Genomic DNA, 19756 nt, shown 5'->3' with positions numbered 1-19756 from the left:
AAACAGTTGCAAAAAGAAAAACGCTTATAACGGATGTTTAAAATCCTGTTACAAGCGTTTTTTTATTGTCTAAAAAACGGCACTAATCAAAATAGGCGATGTTTTTCAGTGGCCTCCCAAAAGTGAACGGATTTTTTTTGTTCTTTTAAATTGCAAGTAAGGAAAACGCAAATTATGAGATCAGCTTTCCAAAGGAAATCGGGAAGAAATTCTGGTCCTGACCGAAAGATTTTCAAATGACGGGCAATTGATTTCACAAATAAAAAAATATCCAATCTGAATCAATAGTGTAGTACTAAACCAATCCTGTTTCAACCCTAAATAAAAAACTCCGTTCACTGCTAAAAGTAAACGGAGTTTTTAATTTAAGGTTGAAATAATTTATTTGATGTGCACCCTTTTTTTCAAAAGCTTAAATAAAACCGGTACAGTGGTAACAAGTACAATTCCTACTATAATATATTCAATATGCTCTTTCAAATCAATTCCAAATTTATCCAAAAAGATTCCATACAGATAATGACCTGAAAAGATTAAAATAAAGGACCATAAAAAAGAACTTAAAACATTAAAGAACATAAATCTGTTTTTATCCATCGATACAATTCCTGCCACTATAGGCGCAAAAGTTCTGAAAATTGGCAGAAAGCGAGCAAATATTATGGCTTTCCCACCATACTTTTCAAAGAAATCTTTGGACTGCAATAAATATTTTTTCTTGAACCAAAAAGTATCTTCTTTTTTAAATAAATAATACCCGCTTTTCGCTCCAAACCAATAGCCCACCATGTTACCCAAAATTCCCGCAACAGCGACCAATAACGACAATAAGGTAACGTTAATAAAATCGCTTTCTATGCTAACCATATTTTGGACCAAATCTTTACTGTAAATCCCTGCTAGGAAAAGCAAACTGTCTCCCGGAAGAAAAAAACCTGCAAAAAGTCCAGTTTCAGCAAAAATTATAAATAAAACAATATATAAACCTATCTGAATTCCTGCTATGTTAAGGGTAATGTAAAACTCTGGATTGAGTAATTGTGTCCAATCGAAATTATTCATAAATATCGGTTTCTAATTTAATCTATTAGGTCGTGAAAGTAAGAATAAATAACCTTAACCACAATTTATTGTAGCATTTTAAAGTTTAATTAACGCTTTAAAAACATAATGATCACAGTTGTTACCCTTTTAATTTAATACTGTTTTTCTCAGCAAAACCTCTTTTTATCTGGGATTTTCATTTACCATAAATAAAATTTTATTTGGCAAGGAAAATATTTTAAAGCCTTTACCATTAAAAAAAGGTCCAAAACTTTTTCATTTTGGACCTCTTAATTTACAATCTTTCATATTGACAACAACTGTGAAGATTGTCATAATCTTCTTTTGTTGCTTTTATCTCGTCGGTGTCATGCCCTACTTTTGCAACCGCTTTTTTCACCGCTGAGAGTGACGTTTTTTCTTCATTCAAAATCAAACTCAACTGATGATTTTCTATGTTCCAATTGGCTGATTTAACGCCAGGAACCGAAAACGCCGCTTTTTGTATTCGTTTCTGACATTGTTCACAATTGCCATTCACTTCTGTAGTATAATGGGCATTTTTATTCTTTTTTTGCAGTTGTTCGCTGGTATTCGATTCCTGGGCCTGCACCGAAAATCCTAAGAAACTAATTAGTACTATTACAATTATATTTTTCATTTTTACTTTTTTTTATTGTCATTACTTTTTTTTTGTTGGGCTTATTTTATTTTGAATCGCAATCCCGCATAATACATTTGTCCAAAAACAGGTGCATACACAATGGAAGCATCAAAATTTGGTCCAAAAGGATTATCAGAACCAATAATAGCTTTTTTTTGTGAATAATTTCCAATATTCTCTCCGCCTGCATACATTTCAAATGCAGCAGAAAAAACTCTTGTAATCTGAACATTCATCAATGAATAAGAGGGCGAAAATTGCGGTAACCTTTCATTTATTGGATTGCTTGCCGTATTGGGTAATTGCTGTTGACCAATCCAATTGAAAGTATAATCAAATTTCCATTGCTTTCCTTGGTCTCCAACGTGGGTTTCGTATTCCAGATTACCAAAAAACCTGTGCTTCGCTTGCAATGGCTTTTGGAAATTACCTGAAATATAATCGGTTTTTACATCGTAAAATTTATAGGCGGAGCGAAAATTCAAATGCGCAACAATTTCATAGTTGAATTCCAATTGCAAACTATTGGCAACTGATTTTCCTTTCAGATCATAGAATAACACTTCTTGTGGACTATTCAACACATCAACAACAACCTGGTTCTGAAAATCCGTTCTGTAAAAATCAAACCCAACATCGGCACTTTTGCCGAAGAGCATGAATTTTTGAGCAAAACTCACTCCATAGTTCCATGCAATTTCCGGATCTAAACCGTATACTTTTCCGTTTGACGCTACAACATCAAATTGTCTTGAACTCGCAAAAAGCTGTTGATTTTCGGCAAATATATTGGCACTTCGTTTCCCTCTGCCTGCTGAAAATCGCAAAACACCTTTTTCCCAAGGATTGTAACGCAGATGCATTCGCGGTGTTAAAAAGGTCCCCAATCGATTGTGATTATCAATTCTTCCACCCAAAATAATGCTGAAATTATCTGCATTATCATACGTATATTCAAAAAAAGCACCAACTGAATTATCAATTCTGCTGTAGTCATTTATATTGACAAATTCCTGGTATTTATCATAGGTAAAATTCAAACCTGCAGCAAACTTATTCATCGTGTTATTGATAATCGAATTAAAAATCAAGTTGGAATAATAGCTGCTCTGTTTAATATTGTATTGATTCAACCCAAAATAAGACTGTTGATTATGACTGTCAAAAGCATTCTGAAAACCAATGCTCTGATACGGCATTTCTGGAAAAACATATCCCACTTTTGTAGAAACATCCAATCGTTCCGTGTTGATTTCAGAACCCCAATAATTGGTAGTCCCTTTGTCTCTGTCAGGATTAAAGGCTACTTCACCGGTTTGTTTTTCATCATTCATATACCTGAAATTGATAAAACTCACCCACCCTTTTTCGGCATTGTAATATTGGTACCGATTGAGTAAATTGATTTGTTTAGCCAATGGATTATCCAAAAAACCATCGTTATTCCTATCGGTCTTCGCCACTCTGGTATTCCCGTGTAGCAACAGACTGCTACTCCATTTATCTGATATTTTTTTATTGAAATGAGTATTCAGTTCAAAACGGGAATCCGACGAACCATAGGCATTCAGAAAAAAGGGAATGTCATTGATCGGCTTAATTAATTCGGTATTAATTTGCCCGGATATACTTTCATATCCATTGACCACACTTCCTGCCCCTTTTGTAATTTGGATGCTTTCCACCCAAGTTCCGGGTGTAAATGACAATCCATATGCTTGAGAAGCGCCACGAACTGACGGGATATTTTCTTCGGTAATCATCAGATAGGGACTGGTGAGTCCCAGCATTTTTATTTGTTTTGTTCCCGTCAAAGCATCGGAAAAACTAACATCAATCGACGGATTGGTTTCAAAACTTTCAGCCAGATTACAACAGGCAGCTTTAAGTAATTCTTTGCTCGTTATAAGCGTTGTATTGCCTGTTACCGTAAATGATTTTTGAATTCCTTTTTGCTTTTTCACAATTTTGACTTCCTTTAGTTTTTCTTGAGAAAAAACAGCATTTGAAAGCAAAACCATAACGAAAAGCGTTATTATTTTTTGCATGATAAAGATTATTAATGTTTAAAAAAAACTTCAAACCCCAAAAAGAGGTCTGACTTTAAAAACATTAAAAATCAGGCGTAGAAAATATATTGGCTGTACAGTTTGAAAAGTGGCGGCGCATGAGAATCACAGTAGTAAGCGGTATTTTCAAAGCTTTTAAAATTGGCAACTCCGGAGAAAGTAACCGAATTCCACTGCTCTTTCAAAAAGGGCAAATCTGCATTTAAGGCAAATGCTTTTATCAGTAAATTATCGGATTTTTTTTGGAAATGAACTACTTTATCTTTGCAACAACGGTCCTTTTTTGCGGCTATTTTTTCACAACATCCTTTTTCAACAGAGTTGGAAGCTTCACCGGATTTCAGGAAAAAGGGATGAATGGAGGCTATTTTATCTCCACAATAATACACATCAAAAGACAATCCCGTATTGGAAACCAATAGGAAAAAAGCAAGAAGAAAACTAATTTGCTTTTTGAATTTCATAGTACAAAATTAGTGATTTAATTGACCTCTAAAATCATTTTTTTGTTAAAAATTACAGCTCAAATTCTTGCCCCATCAAAGGAACTTTACAGTCAAAGCCATATTTTTCATGAATTTTTATCCGAAGTTCGTCCAGCGGCACATTCTCACCATGAACTAAAAATACTTTTTTAGGTTTATTTTCCAAAGCAGAAAGCCAATTCAGTAAATCCTTTTGATCGCCATGCGCTGACAATCCTTCTATTTCCAGAATTTTCGCCAGAACCTGATAATATTTGCCGTGAATTTTAATTTCGTTTGCCCCTTCCAATAATTTTCTTCCGCGTGTCCCTTCGGCCTGATAACCTACAATGATTACTGTCGTCTGAGGCAAACCGATATAATGCTCCAGATACGTCAGGACCCTGCCGCCAGTAACCATTCCGCTTGCTGCAATCACTACTTTAGGCTGTTCATCAAAAACATTTTCAATCGTTTCCTGATAATCAGAAACCATCGTGAACATTTTGCTCATCTCGGTACATTCGCGCAACGATAATTTATGCCAATTTTTATTATTGATAAAAATCTCCAACGCATTAATTCCCATTGGCGTATCAATAATATAGGGAATATTGGGAATTCGGCCTTCTTCTTTAAGTTGCCATAACAAATACATTATCATTTGGGCACGTTCCACGGCAAAACTGGGGATAATCACTGTCCCTCCCTTTTCCACGGTATTGTTGATATACATTTCCAGTTCCAGTTTGGGATCCGTATTGGGATGGAGTCGATCGCCATAGGTACTTTCAAGAAATATATAATCGCCTTTTTTGGGCTTGGTCGGCGGATACATGAGGAGGTCATTATCACGGCCGATATCCCCTGAAAAAACCAAAGTCTGATTCTCAAGCGTCACTTCAATACTACAGGCACCAATAATATGTCCTGCATTAAAAAAAACAGCCGAAATTTCCGCATCTAAAGGAATGGGTTCCCTGACTTTAATCACTCTGAAATGGGGGAAAACTTGTTGCGCCTGCGCTACCGTATAAAGCGGCTCAGCGACTTCATGCTTAGAAAATTTTCCTTCATTGGCTATTCGGGCCTCTTCTTCCTGAATTTTAGCACTGTCCAGAAGAATCAGCTTAGCTACAGCTGCAGTAGGACTCGTACAATAAATTTTGCCTTTAAAACCTTGATTGACTAATCGGGGCAACCAGCCACAGTGGTCCAAATGCCCATGGGTCAACAAAACAAAATCTATTGTTGACGGTAAAACAGGTAATGGTTCCCAATTGAGTTCCCGCAAAGGCTTAATACCCTGAAATTGTCCACAATCTATCAAAATTCGAATTCCATTGCTTTCAATTAATGTTTTAGAACCAGTTACAGTTCCTGCGCCTCCAATAAATTTAATTTTCATTTGACTTGAATTTTAAATTAAACAATCCCGAACACAACATTTTTAAAAATACCCACACAAATCCGAAGCTTCTTTTAATACATTTTTTATTCGGCTGGCACTCAATTCAATTTTTTCCAAACAATCTGAATTGTTGATGATCTCTTTCACCAAAATCACATCCAGGATTAACAATTTATCTTTTTCGGCAAGTGACAAAGTGGTCAGACAAGTTACGGGATAAAGGTAACCGGTGTCGTTTTTTGTTTTTAAATTATTATCCTCAGGGTAATTCCAACTTAATAAATTCAATCCGGAACAGTTGGCAAAATCGATAGCGTCTGTTGTAAACCTGTTATTGGTGACAATCCAGCATTTTGAAATAATTTCTTCCTTATTAAAAATGGGATGCTGATTGTCTTTTAAATCATTAAAACGAGACAATATGTACATGGGAACCTTCACATCAGACGCCGCATCCCTGCCGGCATGATATTTACACTCCACCATTGCAATAGTATCATTTTTCTTGACTATAACATCAATTTCATGCGAAACGCATTTTCCTTGTAAAGTCAGGTTTGTCAGGGTTTCATATTGCTCCGCAAAAAAGAGACGCGCTATATATTTTTCAAAGAAAAAACCTGCCGGTCCTAATAATCGGATTGCTTCTCTTAAATTATAACGTGCTGCGTGTGAATTAGCTATTCGTTTCAACATCGAAAAAGCCATTTTGTAAATATGCTTCGTAGAAATTCCTTCGTAGATTTCGCCTTGAATCGATTGCAAAATTCTTTCAACCACTTCGTTGCTGGCACCTGATTTCAACAACGATTTTTTTAATTTTTCTGCATTAAATTCAACAATATCACCGGAATGTTTTACTATTTTCATACCCTTATCGCGTTGATAATTAAATAATTAAATTCAACATTAAAGGTAAATAAAAAAGATTACTTATTTTGTTTTTGAAAATAAAATCCCGGAACGAATAACAGGACAAAAATGGGCTGGATTAAAAACCGACGAACATAAAAAAGAGCTAAATTATTATATTCTCTGCTGTAGTAAATGATATAGAAAAAAGCACCAATTAAAATCATAAAGAAAAAATAATACAAAATTAAGGCAAATTGCACCATTTGTATTTCTTTGAAAAGGATATAGATGATGCCTAATGATATCATCGTATTTAATGTATAACGGAAAAACAGCCCCAAAAACAATTGGAAGGCATTGAAATTTGGTAAGGGTAAATTCTTAAAATCACTTTTAAAATAATTCAAAAAAGGATCGTAAAACAACTGATCCTCATAGGCACGAATAAGCACTAATAGCGCAACTAAAAAAACAAATTGCACCAGTCTCATTTTATTCTTTAGTAGTTTTTGAAGCATACTTTGAAAATTTATTAACCCAAATTAACCATAAAATAAAAAGGACTCCGTAAATAAATAAAGGAAAAAGGACTCCGTGCAACAATTGCTTTTGATTCGGAAAATTAAACATTAGCACGCATAAAACCCCTATTCTTAATACATTCAACAGATAAATAAACAGGCTTCCGCCAAAAATAAAAAGTAGCGTCGGTTTTAATTTCCCTGAGAAAGCCACCACAAAGGACGCAAACAAAATGACAACACTAATTCCATTACAGCCCTCAATAATTCGGGCCATATATCTTCGGTTGTAGAACAACTTAATATGAGGATCTAATTTATTTTCTTCAACAGTCGCTCCGCTATCAAACCATTGCAATACTTGCTTTGTATTTTCACCTACCAGCCTGGTAATTGTGTCCAGTTTGTTTTCTCCAAAACTATTCAGATATTCCTGATACAAAAAAGTAAGAACAATGTAAGTCAAAAAGAAGGTCCCCAAAAAAAACAAAAAAGGTTTGTAGCGTATAAAATATTTTTTCAAAATCTATTTTTTAACAAATTTATATAATTTTAGAAACCTACTTTAAATACTTTTGCATAAATATAAATAAAAACCATGACATTTCAAGAATTACACCCAAAAGTAAGTGAAATCATATTAAACACAACCCTTTCAAGAGATGAAAAACTCCTGGCTGTTTGTCAGCTGCTCAGTGACGCTGTAGACTATTACAATTGGGTAGGATTTTATTTTGCAAATCAGGAAACTAAAACCCTGCACTTAGGCCCTTATGTCGGAGCAGCAACAGATCATACCGTAATCCCTTTTGGAAAAGGCATTTGTGGACAAGTAGCCCTTTCTAACGAAAATTTTGTTGTGCCTGACGTAGCTGCGCAGGACAATTATATAGCCTGTAGTTTTACGGTAAAATCGGAGATAGTGGTCCCTCTTTTTGTTAACGGAGAAAATATAGGACAAATTGATATTGACAGTCATGTTTTAGACCCCTTTACTAAAGATGACGAACTGTTTTTGGAGTTTGTAAATCAGGAAATTGCAAAATTATATACCATTTAATATAGTGGATATTAAATTCTTAAAGGTTAAACGAAATTTACCTTGCCTTTTTAAAAATAAAGATTATATTTGCACCCGTCTTACAATGGATGTACGACATACATAAAAATCATTAAACAAATATTGGAATGTATTTAACTAAAGAGATTAAAGAAGAAATCTTCGCTCAACACGGAGAAAAAACAAACACTGGAAAAGCAGAAGCTCAAATCGCTTTGTTCACTTTCAGAATTAGCCACTTAACGGAGCACTTGAAAAAAAATCGTCACGATTATAACACAGAGCGCTCATTAGTATTGCTAGTAGGTAAAAGAAGATCTTTGTTGGATTATTTGAAGAAAACAGAAATCAACAGATACCGTGAAATTATCAAAGTATTGAATATCAGAAAATAATCAATATAAAAGAGGTGCGAAAGTGCCTCTTTTTGTTTTTATATACAACAATAAAAAAGTTTGGTTTTTCATTGGGTTTTAGGCATTAACTACGCACAACAACAACTACAACACAACTAGAACCCATTGTTTAATCTAAGAGAATTAAAATTATGATTCCAAAAGTTTCAAAAGAAATTATCGATTTAGGAGATGGCAGAAGCATCTCAATCGAGACAGGTAAATTGGCCAAACAAGCTGATGGTTCTGTAGTAGTACAAATGGGAGATGCCATGTTGCTTGCAACAGTTGTATCTGCCAAAAAAGCAAGTCCAGGAATTGATTTCTTGCCTTTAACATTAGATTATCGCGAAAAATTTGCTGCTGCCGGACGTTTTCCAGGTGGTTTCTTTAAAAGAGAAGCAAGACCAAGCGATAGTGAAATTTTAACCATGAGATTAGTTGACCGTGTATTGCGTCCACTTTTTCCAAATGATTATCATGCTGAAACGCAAGTGATGATTCAATTGATGTCTCATGACGAAAATGTTATGCCGGATGCATTAGCAGGTTTAGCCGCTTCAGCAGCTTTATCTCTATCTGACATTCCTTTTTCAACATTGATTTCTGAAGTTCGTGTGGCCAGAGTTGACGGTAAATTTATCATCAATCCAAGTCGCACCCAATTAGAATTGTCTGATATCGACATGATGATTGGTGCTTCAAAAGATTCTATCGCAATGGTAGAAGGTGAAATGAAAGAAATTTCAGAACACGAAATGGTGGAAGCCATTAAATTTGCTCACGAAGCGATCAAAATTCAAATCGAAGCGCAAGAAAGATTAGTTGCTGCTTTTGGTAAAAAAGAAGTAAGAACGTACGAGCAAGAAAAAGAAGATACTGCAATTTACGACAAAGTAAAATCGGCATCTTACGATTTATGTTACGCTATTGCAAAAGAAGGAACAGCGAAACACGAAAGAACTGCTCAATTTGCTGAAGTAAAAGAAATTGTAAAAGCATTATTTACTGAAGAAGAATTAGCTGAAAACGGAGATTTAGTTTCTAAATACTTTTCAAAATCAAGTAAAGAAGCGGTTCGTAATGTAATCCTTGATTTAGGTTTGCGTCTTGACGGAAGAAAAACTACTGAAATCAGACCAATCTGGGCTGAAGTAGATTATTTGCCATCCGTTCACGGTTCTGCAATTTTCACAAGAGGAGAAACTCAAGCATTGGCTACAACTACTTTAGGAACTTCCAGAGAAGCAAACCAAATTGATTCTCCATCACAACAGGGTGAAGAAAAATTCTATTTACATTATAACTTCCCTCCTTTCTCTACCGGTGAAGCAAAACCTTTAAGAGGAACTTCAAGAAGAGAAGTAGGTCATGGAAACTTAGCTCAAAGAGCTTTGAAAAACATGATTCCTGCTGATTGTCCTTACACTATTCGTATCGTTTCTGAAGTACTGGAATCTAACGGTTCTTCTTCTATGGCAACGGTTTGTGCAGGAACATTATCATTAATGGATGCTGGTATCCAAATGATCAAACCCGTTTCTGGTATTGCAATGGGATTAATTTCTGATGATAAAACAGGTCGTTTTGCCGTATTGTCTGATATTCTTGGCGATGAAGATCATTTAGGAGACATGGACTTTAAAGTAACCGGAACTGCTGATGGAATTACTGCTTGTCAAATGGACATCAAAATCGAAGGACTGGCTTACAACATCATGGAAGAAGCATTAGCTCAAGCTCGTGACGGTCGTTTGCATATCCTTGGAAAAATAACAGAAACTTTGGCTACGCCAAGACCAACTGTTAAGAAATATGCTCCGAAAATTATCAAAGTAACCATTCCTGGTAACTTTATTGGTGCCTTGATTGGACCTGGTGGAAAAGTAATTCAAGAATTACAAAAATCTACAGGAACAACTATCGTAATCAACGAAGTGAACGAACAAGGTGAAGTTGAAATTCTTGGAACTGATCCTGACGGAATCGAAGCAGTTTTACGTAAAATTGACTCATTGACTTTCAAACCAGTTGTTGGCGAAGCATATGATGTGAAAGTAATTAAAATGCTTGATTTTGGAGCGGTGGTTGAATACCAGGCTGCACCAGGAAATGAAGTATTGCTTCACGTATCTGAGCTAGCTTGGGAACGTACTGAAAATGTTTCTGACGTTGTGAAAATGGGAGATGTTTTTCAAGTGAAATACTTAGGTATGGATCCAAAAACAAGAAAAGAAAAAGTGTCAAGAAAAGCACTTTTACCAAGACCTGCACGTGAGGAAAAAAGAGAGTAATCAGATCTTAGTTTACTAAAGGTTTATTTATAGAAAATCCCGTTTCATGTATTTGAAACGGGATTTTTGTCTTTAATTAAATTATTTTCAAAACTATTGTAACTTTATAGCAACTTCGTACGTATAATCATTTGTACACTTAAAATTTAGGAGACAAAAAAAAACATGAGACAACTAAAAATCACCAAGCAGGTAACCAATCGTGAAACTGCTTCATTAGACAAGTATTTACAAGAAATTGGAAAAGTTGACCTTATTACCGCTGACGAAGAGGTAGAATTAGCACAAAAGATTAAAGCGGGTGACCAGAAAGCATTAGAGAAATTGACAAAAGCCAATTTACGTTTCGTGGTTTCGGTAGCCAAACAATATCAAAATCAAGGGCTAACCCTTCCCGATTTGATTAACGAAGGAAATTTAGGATTGATAAAAGCAGCACAACGTTTTGATGAAACACGTGGTTTCAAATTCATTTCATATGCCGTTTGGTGGATTCGTCAATCTATACTACAAGCATTGGCAGAACAATCCCGTATCGTTCGTTTGCCATTGAACAAAATTGGTTCTATCAATAAAATCAACAAAATGTACGCTTTATTAGAGCAATCTAACGAGCGTCCGCCATCTGCTGAGGAAATTGCAAAAGAACTTGACATGACCGTAAATGACGTAAAAGAGAGCATGAAAAACTCTGGTCGTCACCTATCAATGGATGCCCCTCTGGTAGAAGGAGAAGATTCTAACCTTTACGATGTATTGCGTTCTGGTGAATCTCCAAATCCGGACAGAGAATTAATCCACGAATCATTGCGTACTGAAATCGAGCGTTCATTAGAAACATTGACTCCAAGAGAAGCCGATGTAGTTCGTTTATATTTTGGTCTTGGTGATCAACACCCAATGACATTAGAGGAAATTGGAGAAACTTTCGACTTAACTCGTGAGCGTGTGCGTCAAATCAAGGAAAAAGCAATCCGAAGATTGAAACACACTTCCAGAAGTAAAATATTAAAAACCTACTTAGGTTAATTCACAATATTCCCCAATTAAAATTTTTAAATTTTAAATCTTTTAATTCAAAATGAACAACAGTTTGATTGACTGTTCGTTTTTTGATTGATGATTGAAACTCCGGCTGATTACCGGAGTTTTATTTTTTTAAGTCTAAATCTATTTTAGATCCAACTACCTATTGCTGTTTCCAATCATTTGGGTCCTCTTCGAAAAACTTTGGAGTCGCGTGCAATCTTTTTATTAAAAATAAAAAAAATAAAAAGGATTTCCCTTCAATCCCTTTACCAAAAGCTTGCTGCTGCAATTAAAAAAACTTTCGTCAATTGCCGTAAAAAAAACTACTTTTGCACAAACAATACAACTACACAATGAAGAATACACTTATTGCACCATCAGTTCTTGCTGCTGATTTTGCTAATCTGCAACGCGACATCGAAATGATCAATAATAGCGAAGCCGATTGGTTTCATATTGACATTATGGATGGCGTTTTTGTACCCAACATTTCTTTTGGAATGCCCGTTCTTGAAGCTATTTCAAGACATGCTAAAAAAACAATCGATGTGCATTTAATGATTGTGGATCCGGACCGATACATCAAGACTTTTGCTGATTTAGGAGCAAACATCTTATGTGTTCACTATGAAGCATGCCCGCACCTGCACAGAACCTTGCAAGCTATTAAAGGGGAAGGCATGAAAGCCGGAGTAGCCTTAAATCCGCATACGAATATTGATCTCTTAGAAGATGTAATCAATGATATCGATTTGGTTTGTATCATGAGTGTAAATCCAGGTTTTGGCGGACAATCTTTTATAGAAAACACCTACTCCAAAGTACGAAAATTAAAAGATCTGATTACCAGAAAAGGAGCAAATACAATTATAGAAATTGACGGAGGCGTTACCAATAAAAATGCAAAACAACTTGTGGAAGCCGGAGCTGATGTGCTTGTGGCGGGAAGTTTTGTTTTTAAAGCTGAAAACCCAACCGCAACGATCGCAGAATTAAAGAAAATTACCGCACTATAAAAAACAAAAAAAGTCCCAAAAAAAATTTTTTGGGACTTTTTTATTCCTCTTCTGCAAAATATATTTAATTCCATTTCTATCTTATCGAACCTTCATGAATTTTGCTATTTCTTTATCGGAAATTTTAGGATTGGCCCCTTCATGACCCGCTACTAAAGCGCCAACTGCGCAAGCATAATTCAAAGATTTTTGCGGTGATTTCCCCCGAAGCAATCTGACTATCAACGAAGCTAAGAAAGAATCTCCCGCACCTACAGTATCAACTACTTTTATAAAATAGCCACTATTGTAATAAAATTTATCATTGTAATATAACACCGCACCAAATGCACCTTTTGTTACACAAACATGTTTTGTATTTGTCTTTTCAGCGATAAATTTAATGTTTTGCTCAAAGGAATTATAAGGCGATTCCAATTGCTGGCTTATCTCATAGAGTTCTTCATCATTAAGCTTAATGAAATCCGCTTTTAACATCAGTTCATTAAGGACGTCCGCGGTATAATACGGAGCTCTTAGATTCGCATCCAAAACTTTGTATTTTGCCTTATCCAAAAGATTATATAAAGTAGTTCTGGATATTTCGTCTCTGCAGATCAGACTTCCAAAAACAAAAGCATCTGCTTCTGAAATTATGTCCTCCATTAGTTGTGTTTGCACGATTTTATCCCAGGCAGACGGGTATAAAATATCATACGAAGCATTTCCTTTCTCATTAATCATTACATGAACGGCTCCGGTTTTATATTCTTCTCCTACCTGAATTAAGTCCGTGGCAATATCATGATTATTAATAAAATCCATAATTTCTTTTCCGTCCTGATCTGCTCCAACGCGACTGATAATAGTCGTTTGAGTACCTAAAGAGTTCATCCGAAGCGCAACATTCAACGGTGCTCCCCCAATTTTTTTATGGGTTGGAAAAAGATCCCATAAAATTTCACCAAAGCTAACGACACTTAGCATGTATTTTGTATTCATAATTATAAAATTTAAAAAAATTAAGAGCCTTAAAAAAAGCTGCCGGTCCTAAATAGGGTTTTACTTATTTAACTTCATTTATCTCCAGTAGCACACTTGTTCTTTGCAAAGTAACATTAGGATTAACACCTGCTTTCATTAAAAAATCCCCTGTAAATGCTTTATCGGAAGTAACTGTTGAAGCAACACCCGGATACAGGTTAATTTCTTTTACGGTGTATTTTTTCTTCGGATCCAATCCGTTTAATACAACAGGCCGCTCCGTTGCAGTGATATTAAATCTATTGTTCACTAAGTAGTTAAAAACGATGGCCTTACTTTTATCTGTATTTACATACATCAATGCGGCAATATCATTTTCATGAGGATTGACCAAACGAAACATATCGCCATGCCATACTATGTTTTTAAATGAGTTGTAATTTGTTATGGCTTGCTTGCAAAACAATTTATCATTCTCACTCAGTTTACCAGCAACAATGTCAAAACCCAACTTACCCATACTAGCCACATCAACTCTAAATTTCAGTGGTTGTTTTCCCCAATCAGTGACATGATTATCAATGGCAATGGAAGGAAAAAAATAAGAATAATTCCATTGTAGAAATATCCTTTCTAAAGGCTCAGTATCATCGCTTGGCCAAAATTCAGTGAAATATTTTAAAAATTCATAATCACCGCGACCACCGCCACCGGAACACAGCATCATAGGGACTTTTGGATATTTGGCACGAATTCGTTGCAGGACTTTATACAATCCTTTACTATAATCCACGTACAAATTAGACTGAGGCAATCCTTTTTTATTGAGATCAGCTGAATAGGCATTGTAAATAACGGCATTGCAATCCCATTTTATAAAAGCCAATTCAGGATTCTTTACAAATAGATTGTCCACGATTCCAAAAACAAAATCCTGCACTTCAGGATTCGACAAATCCAACACCATTTGATTTCTATAGTAAATTTCAGGCCGTTGCGGTTGTCGTATCACCCAATCCAAATGTTTTTCGTACAATTCACTTTTAGGATTTACCATTTCAGGCTCTATCCAAATACCAAATTTCACCCCCTCTTTTTTGGCTTCTTTCACCAAATAGCCCAATCCGCTTGGAAGTTTCTTTTTATTCTCCTGCCAGTCGCCAAGCCCTGCATCATCATTATTTCTTGGATATTTATTACCAAACCAACCGTCGTCCAATAAAAACATATCAACGCCTAAATCTTTCGTATCCTTAAATAAGGCTTTTATTTTATTTTCATCAAAATCGAAATAGGTGGCCTCCCAATTGTTTAATAAGGTAAGACGTTCTCCCTGACCATCCAATATCCTGTATTTTCTTGCCCAGTCGTGTAAATTTCTGCTGGCCTCCCCGGTACCATGATTTGATAACGCATAAATTAAAGAAGGTGTTTTAAATATTTCGTTCGGAGCCAGTGCATATTCTGAAGCGAACGGGTTGATCCCTGCAATTAAACGAAGATTTTTATGGGAATCGATTTCAAAATCAAGTTTGAAGTTGCTACTCCAAGCCAACTGTCCCAGTACAACAGTTCCTTCATTTTCTGAAGCCGGTTTACCAAATGACACCATAAAATTTGGCGTTTGCAAAAGCATCGCCCTTGTCCCTAGTTTGGAATCTACTGTCCTTATACCTTGCAAAAGCTTTGTTTCGATAGGCTGCATTTCTTTTAGATATTCTCCCTGAAAACTCGTCAGGTAAAAATCTTTATTGGAAAAATACAAATTAGCAGAAGCGTACTTTTGCAATAAAACAGTTTTTTTCTCCCTGTGTATTATTTCCGTCCATTGCTCGATTATATTTTCTTTTGCCCAAACTTTGTAGAACAAAGTAACCTCAAAGGGATAAATTGGATCCTTTAACAGAATACTTGTAATGGAAGTATTGCCATCAATTTTTTCTTTTTTGTGACTGATATACTTCAGTTCCAAAGAAGGATTTCCATCTGCATGTTTGACCTGAATTGCTGGTTCGGATAGATTCCAGGTACCTGCAGGCGTGTAGGATGAATTGTATATGCCCGCATTGGCTTCATCATACTTATAATTCGCAGCAACAGCTGCATACTCACTTTCATTGTCAAGGGGTTTTCCAAAATAAACGGTTCTCAGCCTGTTACTGTTATCCGTTTGCAGCAATAACACCGTATTGGAGGTCGCAATAGGAATGGTTACGGTTTGTCCCGATACCTTGCAGACGCAAATAATAAAACTAAAAAGGAAAATGATTTTTTTATTAAGACAGGACACTCGTTTTTCTTCCATAATTCTTATTTTAAAAACACTAATTTTTGTAAAAAAAATCCAATGAAACCATCATCAGAACTAAATACGCTTAGCAAAAGTATTTCATTATATTACTAAAAAAATTTAAAAAATTAAAGGCAAGTTCAAAACTTGCCTTTAACCTAATTTAAAACACTAACCCAAACAAACATTCATTAACCTTATTTTTAATATCCAGGATTTTGTTTGTATAAACCTCCTGTAAAATCAATTTCTCTTTGAGGTATTGGATAATACTCATCTCTACCCGCAGTAAAATGCGCATTGGAAAGGAAATCTTTTTTTGTTTTTTCTACACCAAGATAAGCGTTCAAAACTTGTTCCGCTTTACCCCATCTTACAAGGTCAAAAAAGCGAGGACCTTCCATTCCAAACTCCAATCGTCTTTCAAACATAAGTGCTTTCATAGCATAATCTTTTGAAGGAAAAGAAGCGTATGGGGCAATTTTATAAACATTTGAAGCTCCTGCCGCTAATGGCATTGTTGTACTGGCTGCAGCTCTTGCTCTAACCTGATTAATTATAGGCAATGCTTCAGTATATCTGTTTAATTGTATTAATGCTTCTGCTTTAAATAATAACACATCAGCATATCTTATAAAATCAACATTTTTTGAAGTACCAATGAATGGTCCATTTTTCACATAACAGGAACAATCAGGGGATTGTTGCTCTTTCATATTTCCAAAGTATCCATAAACTCCGGGATCTCTCGCCCAGCTGAATTTGTAAACCATATCACCGGTAGCTTTCAGTGTGTTTTTGTATTTAAATGGTCTTCCAGGAACTCCCACTGTATGATCAATCCTAGGGTCAACCGTAACACCTGCAGTAAGTGGTGCATTTCCATTCCCATCAACCGCGTTAAAAATATCTGCATTGTTAAAAGTATCCAATAACGGCAAACCGTTAGCATCTGTTCTAAATGCATTTACCATATTCTGGCTTGCCATATGAAAACCACAACATCCGTAAAGAGGCGTACCGTGTGGAGAATTTAACCCCGTTACAAAACTAACTCTTCCTGTATTGGTACCATCATTGATAGAAAACTGAACGGCCCAAATAGATTCTGATCCATTATCATGACCATCTAGAAAGTTATTCCCAAAGTCCGGCTCTAAACTTCCGGTTACTTTATCTGCATAATCAATAACTTCTTGTAATCTGGCGGCATTAATACTGGTAACCTGATGCGTATCATTTTGTTCGTAAGCCTGATACAATCTTAATTTTGCTAAATATCCAGCTGCTGCATTTTTATCAGCTCTTCCCACCTGATCCTGTGATTGTGGCAAATTATCAAATGCAAAACGAAAATCATCCGCAATTTTATTCCACAAATCTTCATTTGACAAATCGTTAGAAGTTTTTAGAATCTGTTCCTGACTCAACTCTTCTGTTATAAAAGGAACTTTCTTAAACAACAATTTCAACATAAAGTGAGAATGCGCTCTTAAAAAACGCAACTCCGCTTGTCTCACTTTTTTTAACGGATAATCCGCATCAGGAATTGCATTGATTACAGATAAAGCAAAATTAGCTCTTGAAATCGCTTTGTAGTGATTTGTCCAGGTTCTAGGTAACATCCAATCTCCGTAATCCGGAGTTGTTAGATTGTATTGTTCGTAACGGTCAATAACGTCAACGTCGCCTCGACCACCTCCACCTTTATAAGCATCATCTGATCGCACACTTCCATAAACCCATTGATGGGTTATTGGCCCCACCATTTCATCATTTCCAATGGCAGCATATGCTGCGTTAACAAGGGCATCCGCATTTGCAGCTGTAGCCACATTCCCGGAAGACAATACTCCGGTTGGTTCATAATCTAAAAAATCTGCGCTACATGATGCCAAAAATAGGATTGACAAGAAGCTGATAACTATTTTATTATATTTTTTCATGAGAATTAATTAAAAATTAAAGTTTACACCTAATGATAAAGTAGTAGGCACTGGTATTCTGTTAACATCTGTTCGCTCTGGATCTGATCCTATGTATCCCTTTGGAGTGAACCAAAATAAATTCTCCCCTTGTGCATAAACTCTGCATCTTGTTATGAATCCTGTTTTATTAACTAAACGATCAGAAAGAGAATATCCAATTTGCATACTTCTAATTTTAAAATAAGAATTATTTCTAAAAAGATAATCTGAAGTTTGAGAGTCATTGTGTGCCAAAGAAAGAGACGGTACATCTGTATTGGTATTGACTGGCGTCCAGGCATTAAATGTTCCTGGTCCTGCATTTTCTCTACCTTGAACAAAATTGTTCCAGTAAATATAAGGATCAACCCCAATTCTTCCCGCTACACCAGAACCAAAAACAGAAAAATCAATATTCTTATAGGCTAAACTAATATTAACACCATATTCTAATTTTGGAAGTGTTGTACCGATAAAAGTTCTGTCATCTGAATTTATAGCACCATCACCATTGATGTCAACAAATTTTATACCTCCCAATCTAGAACCTACCTGAGTCGCGTGGGAATCAATGTCTGCCTGGCTTTGGAATAATCCTTCGGTTTTAAAACCAAAAATTTCAAACTGTGAATGACCAATTATGGAGTTTGCAGCTGTCCCTGGATAGGCTGCCCTAACTTCTGCAGGTAAATCTGTAATTTTATTTTTTGTTGCTCCAAAATTTGTAGAAACATTAAAAGACAATCCATTATCTAATTTATCAGCGTATCCTAATGTAAGTTCCCAACCCTTATTTGCAGTGGAAGCTCCATTTACGAAACGTTGTTGTCCTTCTCCCACAGCAGATGCAACTGGTGGTTTAATTAAAATCCCTACTGTATTTCTTGAAAAATAATCAAATGAACCAGATAATTTATTTTCAAAAAAACCAAAATCAAGACCAACGTTAACCTCTTTGGTAGTCTCCCATTTTAGCCCTGAATTAGCTGCCTGTATGGATACAAAACCAGAAGGTAAATTCCCTGTATTATTTCCATTCAAATCATAAGCAGTTCCAACATTATAATAGATATTGAAAAAATCAGGAAAATATACATTTTGATTCGGTCCGTATCGCGCTTCATATAACCCAAAACGAGCATTATCTCCAATAGATTGATTCCCTACTTCTCCATAACCCGCACGAAATTTAAGGGTTGAGATCGCTGTAACGTCTTTTAAAAATTCTTCATTATTAATCTTCCAACCTACAGTGGCAGCTGGGAAAATTCCATATCTGTTGTCTTCTCCAAATCGTGATGAACCGTCTCTTCTTATAGTGAATGTGGCCAAATACCTGTCTGAGAACGCGTAGTTTACCTTACCAAACTGAGATAACAGTCTGCTTCCTGTAGAAAGTCCATTATTTGTTCTGATTCCTGTTGCGGCAGAAAGCGTAAAATAAGATTCTGTCTCTACTGCGAAGCCCTCAGCACGAGCATATAAGGTATTCAAATCGGTTTTGGTCGATTCTGTACCGATTACTACTCCAATTTTATGATTGGAAAGTTTCACGTTATAGCTTAACGTGTTTGAAATCGTTAAACTTGAATATTTGTTGGTATCAAAAGTCAAACTGTTTGTACTTCTGTTAACAAACCCATTGCTTACAGTTGGCTCAATGTCTTTTCTTTTGAAATCATTAAAATCCATCCCGATACTGTTTCTGAAAGTA

General features: G+C 35.6%; 17 protein-coding genes. 5 read left to right on the top strand and 12 right to left on the bottom strand.

Annotated features, from left to right (window positions below):
• Positions 1-381: 381 nt before the first annotated feature.
• From ACNQGH_RS21225 to xrtF, 8 genes are all read right to left on the bottom strand, one after another.
• Positions 382-1062, bottom strand: a complete 681-nt coding sequence (locus ACNQGH_RS21225; RefSeq protein WP_417958018.1) for a DedA family protein — start codon at positions 1060-1062, stop codon at positions 382-384.
• 277 nt (positions 1063-1339) lie between these two features.
• Entirely contained in the window at positions 1340-1705 is a 366-nt protein-coding gene (locus ACNQGH_RS21220) for a heavy-metal-associated domain-containing protein (protein WP_417958017.1), read from the bottom strand.
• A gap of 41 nt (positions 1706-1746) precedes the next feature.
• A complete protein-coding gene (locus ACNQGH_RS21215) occupies positions 1747-3756 on the bottom strand; it encodes a TonB-dependent receptor plug domain-containing protein (protein WP_417958016.1) in 2010 nt (669 codons plus the stop codon).
• Positions 3757-3827: 71 nt separating this feature from the next.
• Complete coding sequence (locus ACNQGH_RS21210; RefSeq protein ID WP_417958015.1) at positions 3828-4241, bottom strand: HYC_CC_PP family protein; 414 nt, start codon at positions 4239-4241, stop codon at positions 3828-3830.
• A 52-nt stretch (positions 4242-4293) separates the two neighbouring features.
• Entirely contained in the window at positions 4294-5649 is a 1356-nt protein-coding gene (locus ACNQGH_RS21205) for an MBL fold metallo-hydrolase RNA specificity domain-containing protein (protein WP_417958014.1), read from the bottom strand.
• A gap of 42 nt (positions 5650-5691) precedes the next feature.
• Positions 5692-6522 (bottom strand): ATP cone domain-containing protein, encoded by an 831-nt coding sequence (locus ACNQGH_RS21200; protein ID WP_417958013.1) that lies wholly within the window; start codon positions 6520-6522, stop codon positions 5692-5694.
• A 59-nt stretch (positions 6523-6581) separates the two neighbouring features.
• Positions 6582-7025, bottom strand: coding sequence for an exosortase F system-associated membrane protein (locus ACNQGH_RS21195; protein WP_417958012.1), 444 nt, complete (start codon positions 7023-7025; stop codon positions 6582-6584).
• Positions 7000-7551, bottom strand: a complete 552-nt coding sequence (xrtF, locus tag ACNQGH_RS21190) for an exosortase family protein XrtF (RefSeq protein WP_417958011.1) — start codon at positions 7549-7551, stop codon at positions 7000-7002. Before xrtF ends, ACNQGH_RS21195 begins: the two co-directional genes overlap by 26 nt.
• Positions 7552-7626: 75 nt before the next feature.
• Here xrtF and ACNQGH_RS21185 point away from each other — a divergent pair, with 75 nt between their 5' ends.
• From ACNQGH_RS21185 to rpe, 5 genes are all read left to right on the top strand, one after another.
• On the top strand, positions 7627-8088 hold the full coding sequence (locus ACNQGH_RS21185) for a GAF domain-containing protein (protein WP_417958010.1): 462 nt from the start codon (positions 7627-7629) through the stop codon (positions 8086-8088).
• Positions 8089-8216: 128 nt separating this feature from the next.
• The gene (gene rpsO / locus ACNQGH_RS21180; protein ID WP_113634840.1) at positions 8217-8483 is read left to right on the top strand and encodes a 30S ribosomal protein S15; all 267 of its coding nucleotides are present in this window, start codon (positions 8217-8219) and stop codon (positions 8481-8483) included.
• Between the two features lie 152 nt (positions 8484-8635).
• Positions 8636-10777 carry a polyribonucleotide nucleotidyltransferase gene (locus tag ACNQGH_RS21175; RefSeq protein ID WP_417958009.1) on the top strand — a complete coding sequence of 714 codons (2142 nt, stop codon included), beginning with the start codon at positions 8636-8638 and terminating at the stop codon, positions 10775-10777.
• Positions 10778-10942: 165 nt separating this feature from the next.
• Positions 10943-11806, top strand: coding sequence for a sigma-70 family RNA polymerase sigma factor (locus ACNQGH_RS21170; protein ID WP_007137700.1), 864 nt, complete (start codon positions 10943-10945; stop codon positions 11804-11806).
• Between the two features lie 353 nt (positions 11807-12159).
• Complete coding sequence (rpe, locus tag ACNQGH_RS21165) at positions 12160-12822, top strand: ribulose-phosphate 3-epimerase (RefSeq protein WP_417958008.1); 663 nt, start codon at positions 12160-12162, stop codon at positions 12820-12822.
• An 81-nt stretch (positions 12823-12903) separates the two neighbouring features.
• On the opposite strand, the gene ACNQGH_RS21160 is transcribed toward rpe, so the two are convergent.
• The 4 genes from ACNQGH_RS21160 to ACNQGH_RS21145 form a co-directional block, all read right to left on the bottom strand.
• Positions 12904-13803, bottom strand: a complete 900-nt coding sequence (locus ACNQGH_RS21160) for a carbohydrate kinase family protein (protein WP_417958007.1) — start codon at positions 13801-13803, stop codon at positions 12904-12906.
• A gap of 64 nt (positions 13804-13867) precedes the next feature.
• Positions 13868-16090, bottom strand: a complete 2223-nt coding sequence (locus ACNQGH_RS21155; protein WP_417958006.1) for an alpha-galactosidase — start codon at positions 16088-16090, stop codon at positions 13868-13870.
• A gap of 188 nt (positions 16091-16278) precedes the next feature.
• Positions 16279-18021, bottom strand: coding sequence for a RagB/SusD family nutrient uptake outer membrane protein (locus tag ACNQGH_RS21150; RefSeq protein ID WP_417958005.1), 1743 nt, complete (start codon positions 18019-18021; stop codon positions 16279-16281).
• 9 nt (positions 18022-18030) lie between these two features.
• Positions 18031-19756, bottom strand: a 1726-nt coding sequence (locus ACNQGH_RS21145; RefSeq protein ID WP_417958004.1) for a SusC/RagA family TonB-linked outer membrane protein, incomplete at its 5' end; no start/stop codon positions are given.

Origin of the sequence: Flavobacterium kochi, assembly GCF_048286715.1 — a bacterium.
Lineage (GTDB): Bacteria > Bacteroidota > Bacteroidia > Flavobacteriales > Flavobacteriaceae > Flavobacterium.
This window is presented reverse-complemented; position numbering and strand designations above follow the sequence as displayed.

Excerpts from the sequence above, each read along its gene's own strand:
- ACNQGH_RS21225 (WP_417958018.1), bottom strand. The coding sequence starts at position 1,062 with ATGAATAATTTCGATTGGACACAATTACTCAATCCAGAGTTTTACATT.
- ACNQGH_RS21220 (WP_417958017.1), bottom strand. The coding sequence starts at position 1,705 with ATGAAAAATATAATTGTAATAGTACTAATTAGTTTCTTAGGATTTTCG.
- ACNQGH_RS21215 (WP_417958016.1), bottom strand. The coding sequence starts at position 3,756 with ATGCAAAAAATAATAACGCTTTTCGTTATGGTTTTGCTTTCAAATGCT.
- ACNQGH_RS21210 (WP_417958015.1), bottom strand. The coding sequence starts at position 4,241 with ATGAAATTCAAAAAGCAAATTAGTTTTCTTCTTGCTTTTTTCCTATTG.
- ACNQGH_RS21205 (WP_417958014.1), bottom strand. The coding sequence starts at position 5,649 with ATGAAAATTAAATTTATTGGAGGCGCAGGAACTGTAACTGGTTCTAAA.
- ACNQGH_RS21200 (WP_417958013.1), bottom strand. The coding sequence starts at position 6,522 with ATGAAAATAGTAAAACATTCCGGTGATATTGTTGAATTTAATGCAGAA.
- ACNQGH_RS21195 (WP_417958012.1), bottom strand. The coding sequence starts at position 7,025 with ATGCTTCAAAAACTACTAAAGAATAAAATGAGACTGGTGCAATTTGTT.
- ACNQGH_RS21185 (WP_417958010.1), top strand. The coding sequence starts at position 7,627 with ATGACATTTCAAGAATTACACCCAAAAGTAAGTGAAATCATATTAAAC.
- rpsO (WP_113634840.1), top strand. The coding sequence starts at position 8,217 with ATGTATTTAACTAAAGAGATTAAAGAAGAAATCTTCGCTCAACACGGA.
- ACNQGH_RS21175 (WP_417958009.1), top strand. The coding sequence starts at position 8,636 with ATGATTCCAAAAGTTTCAAAAGAAATTATCGATTTAGGAGATGGCAGA.
- ACNQGH_RS21170 (WP_007137700.1), top strand. The coding sequence starts at position 10,943 with ATGAGACAACTAAAAATCACCAAGCAGGTAACCAATCGTGAAACTGCT.
- rpe (WP_417958008.1), top strand. The coding sequence starts at position 12,160 with ATGAAGAATACACTTATTGCACCATCAGTTCTTGCTGCTGATTTTGCT.
- ACNQGH_RS21160 (WP_417958007.1), bottom strand. The coding sequence starts at position 13,803 with ATGAATACAAAATACATGCTAAGTGTCGTTAGCTTTGGTGAAATTTTA.
- ACNQGH_RS21155 (WP_417958006.1), bottom strand. The coding sequence starts at position 16,090 with ATGGAAGAAAAACGAGTGTCCTGTCTTAATAAAAAAATCATTTTCCTT.
- ACNQGH_RS21150 (WP_417958005.1), bottom strand. The coding sequence starts at position 18,021 with ATGAAAAAATATAATAAAATAGTTATCAGCTTCTTGTCAATCCTATTT.